8 protein-coding genes are annotated in these 10,916 nt (G+C 71.0%); 6 read left to right on the top strand and 2 right to left on the bottom strand.

All coding sequences use genetic code 11. The annotated features are described in order from the left end of the window. The first annotated feature begins 156 nt into the window (after positions 1 to 156). From E4P42_RS01395 to E4P42_RS01370, 6 genes are read left to right on the top strand one after another with little or no spacing between them, the layout of a single operon-like run. Positions 157 to 480, top strand: a complete 324-nt coding sequence (locus E4P42_RS01395; protein ID WP_135122554.1) for an STAS domain-containing protein — start codon at positions 157 to 159, stop codon at positions 478 to 480. A gap of 13 nt (positions 481 to 493) precedes the next feature. Further along, on the top strand, positions 494 to 1,387 hold the full coding sequence (locus E4P42_RS01390) for an NYN domain-containing protein (protein ID WP_135122553.1): 894 nt from the start codon (positions 494 to 496) through the stop codon (positions 1,385 to 1,387). Next, on the top strand, positions 1,384 to 3,087 hold the full coding sequence (gene recD, locus E4P42_RS01385) for an exodeoxyribonuclease V subunit alpha (RefSeq protein WP_209305665.1): 1,704 nt from the start codon (positions 1,384 to 1,386) through the stop codon (positions 3,085 to 3,087). The genes E4P42_RS01390 and recD overlap by 4 nt, the downstream gene beginning before the upstream one ends. Before the next feature lie 52 nt (positions 3,088 to 3,139). Further along, a complete protein-coding gene (locus E4P42_RS01380) occupies positions 3,140 to 3,595 on the top strand; it encodes an SRPBCC family protein (protein ID WP_135122552.1) in 456 nt (151 codons plus the stop codon). Further along, entirely contained in the window at positions 3,588 to 5,405 is a 1,818-nt protein-coding gene (locus E4P42_RS01375; protein WP_135122551.1) for a sulfatase-like hydrolase/transferase, read from the top strand. The genes E4P42_RS01380 and E4P42_RS01375 overlap by 8 nt, the downstream gene beginning before the upstream one ends. A gap of 2 nt (positions 5,406 to 5,407) precedes the next feature. After that, complete coding sequence (locus tag E4P42_RS01370) at positions 5,408 to 7,771, top strand: lysylphosphatidylglycerol synthase transmembrane domain-containing protein (protein WP_135122550.1); 2,364 nt, start codon at positions 5,408 to 5,410, stop codon at positions 7,769 to 7,771. 22 nt (positions 7,772 to 7,793) lie between these two features. On the opposite strand, the gene E4P42_RS01365 is transcribed toward E4P42_RS01370, so the two are convergent. Continuing rightward, positions 7,794 to 9,221, bottom strand: a complete 1,428-nt coding sequence (locus E4P42_RS01365; RefSeq protein ID WP_135122549.1) for a hypothetical protein — start codon at positions 9,219 to 9,221, stop codon at positions 7,794 to 7,796. 1 nt (position 9,222) lies between these two features. Next, a complete protein-coding gene (locus E4P42_RS01360) occupies positions 9,223 to 10,902 on the bottom strand; it encodes a hypothetical protein (RefSeq protein ID WP_135122548.1) in 1,680 nt (559 codons plus the stop codon). Between the last annotated feature and the right edge of the window lie 14 nt (positions 10,903 to 10,916).

Below are 10,916 nucleotides of genomic sequence, written 5' to 3'. Positions count from 1 at the left end.
TCCGGCCGTGGGGATTGCGCTGCGCGGGGGTGTTCCGAGTAGGGTGAGGACAGGTTGATCAACCAGCCGCGGATCCGTCGCAGACAACATTGCTGACGCCGCCCACGAATTTCTCAGACAGCGCCGCATTCGGCGCAGTTTCGGAGCAAGTGCAACATGCCTTCCATCGATCATCTGACCTTTTCCACCGAGTGGCTCGACCCGTACGAGGTGCGCCTCACGGTGAGCGGGTCCATCGACGCCGCAAACGCCGCTGACCTGGCCGCTTACGTGTTTCGGCGGGGCGCCAACTCACGGCGTCTGGTCCTGGACATGACCGGCGTCGACTTCCTGTCCACCGCGGGGTTCTCGATCCTGTGCACCATCGGCGAGCGGTGCGTCCGCGCCGGCGTCGATTGGGAGCTGGTGAGCAACCCCACGGTGCGCCGGGTCGTCGAGATTTGCGATCCCCATCGGACGTTGCCGCTCGCCGCTGCCTGATTCTCGGCGGCCGATAGGCCACACTGAAGCGGTGACGACGGAACCGGGAACCACCCGCGTCGCGGTCTACCTGGACTTCGACAACATCGTGATCTCGCGGTACGACCAGGTCAACGGCCGGAACTCGTTTCAGCGGGACAAATCGAAGAACATCGACGACTTCGCCGAGAAGCTCACTCGCGCCGCCGTCGACATCGGCGCGGTGATCGACTTCGCCTCGTCCTACGGCACCCTGGTGCTGACGCGGGCGTATGCGGACTGGTCGGCCGAGGTCAATGCCAACTACCGCAACCAGCTGGTGGCGCGCGCCGTCGACCTGGTGCAGCTGTTCCCGGCGGCGGCCTACGGCAAGAACGGCGCCGACATCCGGCTGGCCGTCGACGCCGTCGAGGACATGTTCCGGCTGCCCGACCTCACCCACGTGGTGATCGTCGGCGGTGACTCCGACTACATCGCGCTGGCGCAGCGCTGTAAACGGCTGGGCCGCTACGTGGTGGGCATCGGGGTGGCCGGCTCGTCGAGCCGGTCGCTGGCCGCCGCGTGCGATGAGTTCGTCAGCTACGACGCGCTGCCCGGCGTGCCGGTGCCCGAACCCGATACGCCGCCGTCGTCGTCCACCCGCAAGCGCCGCACCAGACAGCGCACCCCCGACGAGCCCGACCCGCAGGCGGCCGCCACCGGTCTGCTGCGGCGCGCGCTGCAGATCGGGCTGGAGAAGGACGACGCCGACTGGCTGCACAACTCGGTGGTCAAGGCGCAGATGAAGCGCATGGATCCGTCGTTCTCGGAGAAATCGCTGGGCTTCAAGTCGTTCAGCGACTTCCTGCGCTCCCGCGCCGACATCGTCGAGCTCGACGAGAGCTCGACCGCCCGGAAGGTGCGGCTCAACGACGGGAACAGCAGTTGAGCGCCCGGCTGGACACCGACGCGCTCGACGTGTTCACCGCCGCCGAGGTGTTCGACCGGGCCGACGTCCACGTCGCGCGCCGGCTGGCCACGCTGGCCGGCGAGTCCGACGACCGCGTCGCGTTGGCCGTCGCGTTCGCGGTGCGGGCGCTGCGCAGCGGATCGGTGTGCGTGGACCTGCACTCGATCGCGGGACAGGTCGGGCAGCCGGACCTACCGTGGCCCGACGCGGGCGACTGGCTGGCCGCGGTGCGGGCCAGCACGCTGGCCGGCAGTCCGCCGGTGCTGCGGTTCCTGGGCGACCTGCTCTACCTCGACCGCTACTGGCGGGAGGAACAACAGGTCTGCGACGACGTGCTCGCGCTGCTCTCGTCGACGCTGCCCGCCGCCACCGACAGCCTGCAGCGGTTGTTCGGGGACGGCTACGAGGAACAGCGCGCCGCGGCCGAAGTGGCGCTGTCGCAATCGCTCACGGTGCTGACCGGCGGGCCGGGCACCGGCAAGACGACCACCGTCGCGAAGCTGCTGGCGCTGCTGGCCGAACAGGCCGCGCTCAACGGCCGCCCGCCGCTGCGCATCGCGCTGGCCGCGCCGACCGGTAAGGCCGCGGCGCGGCTGCTCGAAGCGGTCACCGACCAGATCGAGAAGTTGGAGCCCGCCGACCGCGACCGGCTGCCGGAGCTGACCGCCTCGACGCTGCACCGGCTGCTGGGCCGCCGGCCGGGCAGCTCGTCGCGGTTCCGTCACCACCGGGAGAACCGGCTGCCGCACGACGTGATCGTCGTCGACGAGACGTCGATGGTGTCGCTGACGCTGATGGCCCGGCTGCTCGAGGCGGTGCGGCCCGACAGCCGGCTGCTGCTGGTCGGCGACGCCGACCAGTTGGCGTCGGTCGAGGCCGGTGCGGTGCTGGCCGACCTGGTCGACGGCCTCGGCGTGCGCCCCGGCGTGCGGATCGCGCGGCTGGTCACCTCTCACCGATTCGGGGCGCCGATCGGCGCGCTGGCCGAAGCAATCCGCGATGGGGAATCCGAGCGGGTGGTCGCGTTGTTGCGCGACGGCGGCGATCACATCGAGTGGCTCGACACCGACACTCCCGGCGAGGCGCTGCGCAAAGTGCTTGCGCCGCAGGCATTGCGGCTGCGCGAGGCGGCTGTGCTCGGGGACGTGAGGACCGCGCTGGCCACCCTCGACGACCACCGCCTGCTGTGCGCGCACCGCCGCGGCCCCTACGGCGTGCAGCACTGGAACCGCCAGGTCGAACGGTGGCTGACCGACGCGACGGGCGAACCGCTGTGGTCGGACTGGTACGCCGGGCGGCCGGTGCTCGTCACCGCCAACGACTACGGGCTGGGCCTGTACAACGGCGACACGGGCGTGGCGGTCGTGCGCCCCGACGGTCTGGCCGCGGTGATCGGCGCGGGCGCCGGGCCGGTCGAGTTCTCCCCCAGCCGGCTCGCCGACGTCGAGACCATGCACGCGATGACGATCCACAAGAGCCAGGGCAGCCAGGCCGACGAGGTCACGGTGCTGCTGCCCGACCAGGAGTCCCGGCTGCTCACCCGCGAACTGCTCTACACCGCGGTCACCCGCGCCAAGCGCAGAGTCCGCATCGTCGGCTCCGAGCAGGCGGTGCGGGCCGCGATCGGGCGCCGCGTGGTGAGGGCGTCCGGCCTGGCGCAGCGCCTGTCCGCCACGTGACGTTGTCGCGCGCTTACTGCCCGACGCCCGCTCAGCACCGTAGGGTGGCCCTGTGGTGGCCGAGATCAGTCGACGGCGGACGATTGCCGCCGCTCCGCTGGCGGTGTGGGATGTGCTCGCGGACTTCGGCGCGATCGCCGGGTGGGCGCCCGGCGTCGACCACTCCTGCGTGTTGCGCACCGATCCCGACGGACCGCTCGGCACCACGCGGCGGGTGCAGGTCGGGCGGCTGACGCTGGTCGAGTCGATCACCGAGTTCACCCCGTCGCGGGCGCTGGCCTACGACATCGCAGGCCTGCCGCGGCAACTGCGCCACGTCAGCAACCGCTGGACGCTGCAGCCCGCGAACGCAGGCGCAGGCACCGACGTCACGCTGACCAGCACCGTGGATCTGGGTGCGGGTCCGCTGCGCACGCTGGCCGCCCGGGTGGTGTGCCGGGTGCTCGCCCACTCGTCGGATTCGATGCTCGCCGGCCTGGCGCAGCAATGGGAGAGCACACATGTCTGACCGCCCCGACATCGTCATCATCATGACCGACGAGGAACGCGCCACGCCGCCGTACGAGGCACCCGAGGTGGCGGCGTGGCGGTCCCGGATCCTGCACGGCCGCCGATGGTTCGACGAGCACGGCGTCACCTTCACCCGCCACTACACCGGGTCGCTGGCGTGCGTGCCCAGCCGGCCGACGATCTTCACCGGCCAGTACCCGGACCTGCACGGCGTCACCCAGACCGACGGCCTCGGTAAGACCTACGAGGACTCCCGGATGCGCTGGCTGCGCCGCGGTGAGGTGCCGACGCTGGGCAACTGGCTGCGCGCGGCCGGCTATGACACCCACTACGACGGCAAGTGGCACATCTCCCACGCCGACCTCACCGACCCCGCCACCGGCAAACCGCTGGCCACCAACGACGACGACGGCGTCGTCGACCCCGCCGCGGTCCGGCAGTACCTCGACGCCGATCCCCTGGCGCCGTACGGGTTCTCGGGCTGGGTCGGGCCCGAACCGCACGGCGCCCTGATGGCCAACAGCGGGTTGCGCCGCGACCCGCTGATCGCCGACCGCGTCGTCGCCTGGCTCGAGGACCGCTACGCCCGCCGCCGCGCCGGTGACCCCGCCGCGCTGCGGCCCTTCCTGCTGGTGGCCAGCTTCGTCAACCCACACGACATCTCGCTGTTCCCGGCGTGGGCGCGCCGCAGCCCGATCGCGGCGTCGCCGCTCGATCCGCCGCACGTCCCGCCCGCCCCGACCGCCGACGAGGACCTGTCGACCAAACCGGCCGCGCAGATCGCATTCCGCGAGGCCTACTACTCCGGGTACGGGCCCGCCGCGATGATGGAGCGCACCTACGAACGCAACGCCCAGCGCTACCGCGACCTGTACTACCGGCTGCACGCCGAGGTCGACACCCCGATCGATCGGGTGCGCCGCGTCGTCACCGACGGCGGCTCGGCCGACGCGGTGCTGGTGCGCACCTCCGACCACGGCGACCTGCTCGGCGCCCACGGCGGGCTGCACCAGAAGTGGTTCAACCTCTACGACGAGGCCACCCGGGTGCCGTTCGTCATCGCCCGCATCGGCATCCGGGCCACGCAGCCGCGCACGGTCAGTGCCCCCACCTCGCACGTCGATCTGGTGCCGACGCTGCTCGCCGCCGCCGGTGTCGACGTCTCCGCGACCGCGGCCACGCTGTCGGAAACGTTCACCGAGGTGCATCCGCTGCCCGGCCGCGACCTCATGCCGGTGGTCGACGGCGCCGCGGCCGACGACCGTCGCTGCGTGTACCTGATGACCCGCGACAACATCCTCGAAGGCGACACCGGCGCATCGGGGCTGGCGCGCAAGCTCGGCCGGGACACCGATCCGCCCGCGCCGCTGAAGATCCGGATCCCCGCGCACGTCGCGTCGAACTTCGAGGGTCTGGTCGCGCGCGTCGACGAGGCCGACGCCCCGGGCGGCGCCGGTCACCTGTGGAAGCTGGTGCGCACGTTCGACGATCCGGCCACCTGGACCGAACCCGGCGTGCGCCACCTTGCCGCCAACGGACTCGGCGGCGACGCCTACCGCGCCAGCCCGCTCGACGACCAGTGGGAGCTCTACGACCTCACCGACGACCCGACCGAGGCGGTCAACCGATGGACCGACCCCACACTGCACGAGGTCCGGCGGACCCTGCGCACGCATCTCAAACACGCCAGGGCCGAGTCGATACCCGAACGCAACGCGCCATGGCCGTACGTCACGCGCCGTCCGGTCGCCCGGCCGAGCTTCCTGCGCCGGGCGTTCGGACGCCTGGGGGCCGACGACGCGGGCTGAGTATGCGAGTCGACGGGCGCGAGATCGCCGTATCGGGCAGCCTGCTGCTGCCGCTGACGCGACGCACCAACGACATCCTGCGCCTCGCGCTGGCGACGCTCCTGCTCGCGGTCGTCATCACCAGTTCGCTGGTGACCCGCTACGAGTGGAATGCGCTCGAGCGGTCCATCTCCGAGATCGTCGGCGTCCTCACCCCGACCCAGTCGAACCTGGTGTACCTGGCCTACGGCATCTCGATCCTGGCGCTGCCGTTCGTGATCCTGGTCGGGCTCGTGGTGGTGCGCCAATGGCGGCTGCTCGGCGCGTTCGCCGCCGCGGCGTTCATCGCCATGCTGTCGCTGTCGATCACCGGCAACGGAATCGCCGCCCCGCAGTGGCATTTCGACCTCAACGACCGGCTCGACTCGCTGCTGTCGCAGATCCTCGACGACCCGCGGTGGATCGCCATGCTCGCCGCGGTGCTCACCGTGTCGGGCCCGTGGGTGCCGGCGCGGTGGCGGCGCTGGTGGTGGGCGCTGCTGCTGGCGTTCGTGCCGATCCACCTGGTGGTCAGCGCGGTGGTGCCGGCGCGGTCACTGCTCGGGCTGGCCGTCGGCTGGTTCGTCGGCGCGCTGGTGGTCCTGCTCGTCGGCACCCCTGCCCTCGAGGTGCCGCTGGAGGGCGCGGTGCGGGCGCTGGCACGGCGCGGGTACACCGTGACCGCGCTGCGGGTGGTGCGCCCGGCAGGTGGCGGCCCGCTGCTGCTCACCGCGGACACCGACGCAGAGCCGGTCACCGTGCACATGTACGGACCCAACCAGCGCAGCGGCGGCGCGATGCGCCAACTGTGGCGCAAACTGCGGCTGCGGTCCACCGAGACGGCGCCGCTGCAGGCGTCGCTCCGGCGGGCGGTCGAACACCGGGCGCTGATGGCGATCGCGATCGGCGATCTCGGGCTGTCGAACACGAAGTCGGTGGTGGTGGCGCCGCTGGCGCGCGGGTGGGCGCTCTACGCGCACTCACCGGTGTGCGGCACACCGGTGGAGGCGTCGCCCGACGGGCTGACGCACGTGTGGGAGGCGTTGCGACGCCTGCATGATCACGGCATCTCGCACGGCGATCTGCAGGCCGGGGAGATGACCCTCTGCGACGGCGGGGCCCGCTTCGGCGGCTTCGCCTACGCCGAGTTCGGCGCCACCGAGACCCAGCTGCAGTCCGACGTCGCGCAGCTGCTGATGACGACGGGAGCGGCGTACGACGCCGAAGCCGCCGTTGCCGCGGCGATCTCCGCGTTCGACGACGCCACGATCCTCACCGCGTCGCGCCGGCTCACCAAACACGCGGTGACGCCGCGGGTCTGGAAGTCGATCCCCGACGCCCGCGCCGTTGCGGCGGACACCCGCGACGAGGTGATGCGCCGCACCGGCGCCGACAACATCAGCACCCAGAACATCACCCGCTTCACCCGCAACCAGATCATCCAGCTGGGGCTGATCGGCGCGCTGGTCTACGTCGCATATCCGTTCCTGGCCGCGGTGCCGACGTTCTCCGACGAGCTGCGCAACGTCAACCTGTGGTGGGCGCTGGCCGGGCTCGGGGTGTCGATGCTCAAGTACGTCGGCGCGGCGGCCGCGCTGTGGGCGTGCGCCGACGGGCTGGTCAGCTTCCGGCATCTGGCGCTGATGCAGGTGGCCGGGACGTTCGCGGCGACCACCACCCCGGCCGGGGTCGGCGGGCTGGCGCTGAGCACGCGGTTCCTGCAGAAGAGTGGGCTGGGTGCGGTGCGCGCGACCACCGCGGTGGCGCTGCAGCAGTCGGTGCAGGTGGTCACGCACATCTCGCTGCTGATCCTGTTCAGCGCGGTCGCCGGGGCGTCGGCGAACCTCGAGCAGTTCGTGCCGCCGCGGATCGTGCTGTACGTGATCGGCGCGGTGCTGCTGGCGGTGGCCGCCGCGTTCGTGGTGGTGCCGAAGCTGCGGCGCTGGGTACTGGCGACGGTGTGGCCGCGGCTGATGGAGGTGCTGGGCGACCTGCGCGAGCTGGCCGGGGAGCCGCAGCGGATGATGCTGATCGTGCTGGGCTGTGCGGCAACGACTCTCGGTGCGGCGTTCGCGCTGTGGGCGAGCATCGAGGCGTTCGGCGGGGACACGTCGTTCGTCACGGTGACCGTGGTGACGATGGTGGGCGGCACGCTGGCGTCGGCGGCGCCGACACCGGGCGGGGTCGGCGCGGTGGAGGCGGCGCTGATCGGTGGCCTGGCGGCGTTCGGCGTGCCTGCGGCGGTGGCGATCCCGGCGGTGCTGCTCTACCGCGTGCTGACGTGCTGGCTGCCGGTGTTCGTCGGCTGGCAGGTCATGCGGTGGATCACGCGGCGGGAGATGATCTAGCCGCCGTCCCCGGCCGGCGAAGTCACCCTTCGAAGTTGACCTGCACCGTGACGGGATCCACCAGCCGTTGCAGCGTTCCCGGAGCCGGGTCGATCGACACCACCCGCTCATGGTGGAACCCCGGGTGGTTCTGCAGTGCGACGACGCCGACCAGCAGGCCGAGCGACTCCGCGCTGGGGCGCACCACGCCCATGTCGTCACCCTCGTTGATCTCGGTGAGATCCTGCCAGTCGGGCACCACGGCCGACATCCGGCCGATTCGATATTGCACGTCGACGAGCCGGGGGTCGCGACGTAGCGACCGCAGATACCGGTGCAGATCCTCGACGGTGAGAACCCCGTCCCCGTCCATGTCCGCGACCGCATGGGTCGCCCAGATGTCGGGCCGGACGCCGTTCGCGGTGGCCACCGGCGTCGCCAGATCCTCAGCGGTGTACACCCGTCCGAGAAGGTGGCACAGCCACAGTCCGGCTTCGTCGGTCTCCTCGGGCACACCGATTCTCCGCAGGTGTGCGGCGATCACCGGCAGCTGCGCCGCCCCCGCATCGAGATAGGCGTCCGGGGAGTCGGCCCAGCCGGCGGCGGCGAGCTGTTCGGCGGTCAGCTGCAGCAAGCCGTACCGGCCCGACGGGTGGTAGGCACCGGTGCGTATGCCGCTCTCGGCGTGCAGGATCCGCAGCAGTAAGTCGGCGTTCGCGCCGGCGTTGTGTGCGGCGACGTTGACCGCCATCAGCATCTTCCGGTCGATGTCACCGGCCGGGCCACGCTCCCCCCACGCGTCGGGGTCGGTGACGAGTGTGAACATCGGCTCGAAGCCGGTGGGGTTCTCGATGCCGCCGTACTGCCCTTTGACCTTGCCGTCGGTGGTCAGGTTGTCGAGATCGAACACGCGGTACGCCGAAGCCGACTCGGTGGTCTTGACGAACAGCTTCCCGCGGTCGACGCCCATCGTCGAGCCGTCGGCAGGCAACCCCACGCGTTGTCCGTTCGGTAGCGCGAATACGGCGTCACTCCAGTTGTGCTCGACGATGAGCTGGCGCGTGACCGCGTTGAACACACTCCAGGTGCTGTGGTCGCGGATCTGATATTCGCGCCAACCCTCCGTTTTCCGCGACGTGTCGAAGATGGCCGGATATTCGATGACCTTGCCGGTCGCCAGATCGAGCCGGACGTTCCGCCTGTAGTCGGTCTGCATGCCCTCCCGCCACGATCGGACGTCGACCCGGAAGACCGCTTCGTTCACCGCCGTCTGCTGTACCGCGGAGACCCTGCCGACGAAGTGGTCGGCGAACTGAACGAGCCGGTCGCGGTTCACCCCGAAGCACAGCAGCGCCGGAAACACCTCGGCGAGATCGCCGGGGCCGGTCCACGTCGCATTGCCGTCGACGACGTCGACCCGCGCCACCAGGCTCTGCGGGCTGAGAAACCAGGTGGAGGCCCCCATCGCCATGTCAGCGCCCCGTCACAGTGTCGAAGCGCAGACCGCTGGCCGACTCCCCGGCGCCCGTGCCTTTGCGTCGCGCAGCCCACGTGTGCACGGACCCGTCATGCCACCGGGCACGTTGATGGGTGCGCACCATGTCCACACCGGCTCGCGGGACCTCCTCCTCGTGCAGCCAGAAGGATCCGGCTCCACGCGCGGCTTCGAGGATGTGGCCGAGCGGCCGCGCGATGCTCACCTCGGCGGGTGCGCCGTCCGCGGTGGCCACCCGGCGGGCCATCGGAATGAGGCGGAGCCGCACCGCTTCCCGCCCCTCGTCGACGTGCTCGGGGGCGAGCGGATACCAGAATTCCGGGACGAACGAGTCGACCTGATAAGCGCGCATCGCGCCCGCGACCGGTGCCGGCGGTCGGATCATCGCGTTGTAACGGTCGTACGGTAGGCCGGCGTCGTCCTCGATGTGTTGCTCGACCGCCCAGGCCAGGTTTGCCATCTCGTCGCGCGCGATGAGCACGTGCTCGACGGGCGCGCTCTCCAGCACTGCCGGCAGCGCCGGCGCCAGCAGGAACCAGGGGCTGGCGCCGCCGGGCAGGCGCGGATCCGAGAGCCCGAACACGTTGAACTCGGGGCTGTCCGCAGCGGCAGGCCCCACCGGTTCAGAGAAGCCGAAGACATCGGTGACGGTGAATGTCGCGACCCGGCAGAGCGTACCGACCGGCAGCCGCACCGGCACCACATACCAGTCGTTGCCGTACACCGTCGCATAGGTGACCATCAGCAGCCGGCCGAGGTCGTGCGGCGCGGCGTCGATGGCGCCGAGGTCGATCGTCGCGTCCTCCATCTCCCAGAACCGTGCCGATGGCATTCCACCGAAGCTTGCAGGCGCGGGAATGCCGCTCAGCGGCAGGCGATCGGGTGCCCATCCGGGTTGTGGCGCGTCGGGTGCGACGACGTCCATGGACCACCAGTCCAGGCGTCCCCCGTCGTACTCGGTGGCCCGCAACTCGACGTCGAGCAGCCCCGTGGCGCACAGCGAGAACGCGTGCTCGAGCCGGTGGTCATCCCATGTCGCCGGCATCCGGTGCTCACCCGCGGTGACCGCGGGTACCCGGGCGTCCCACCAGCTCAACCAGTCCGTGGCGATGGCCTGTGCGGCGGCATGCCGGTCGGGGGCCACGGCGAGGGCGTTGAGCTCCCCCGCGGACGCCGCCGGATCGAGCAGTCTGCGCAGACCGGCGGCGATGCGAGTTCCGTCGCCGATCCGGCTCCGCAGCAGACGATTGACGCCGCGCGCGGCCCGTTCGGGTACCGGTTCCTCGAAGGCGTAGCGGTGGCGCCACGGAGTGGGATCGAGGCCGGCGTCGGTCAGCTGGCGGGCGAGCCGGACGCCGCCTTCGGTGCGGAGCCGGGGATCCGACGACGGGTCGGTCCGTTCCTGCTCGACCATGCGCTCCAGCGGTGCGGTCGACGGGTCGTATGCCTGCCAGTCACCGGTCCCGCCGACCCGGAACCGGTCGACCCGGTGGGTGTCGACCTCGACATCGACCATCGCGATCGATCCGGCGTCCTCGCCGCGGAATTCGCCGAACTGCCACTGCCGGCACAGCAACCACAGCGGGTCGTGCACACGGGCGGCCACTCCGTCGTCGAGGCTCGGATCGCGCGGCAGCGGTTCGAATCTGACGGACATTCGTGCTCCCTCGG

This window comes from Mycobacterium sp. PS03-16 (assembly GCF_004570325.1).
GTDB lineage: Bacteria > Actinomycetota > Actinomycetes > Mycobacteriales > Mycobacteriaceae > Mycobacterium.
The sequence above is the reverse complement of the archived record's forward strand: the minus strand, read 5'-3'. Positions and strand labels throughout refer to the sequence as shown.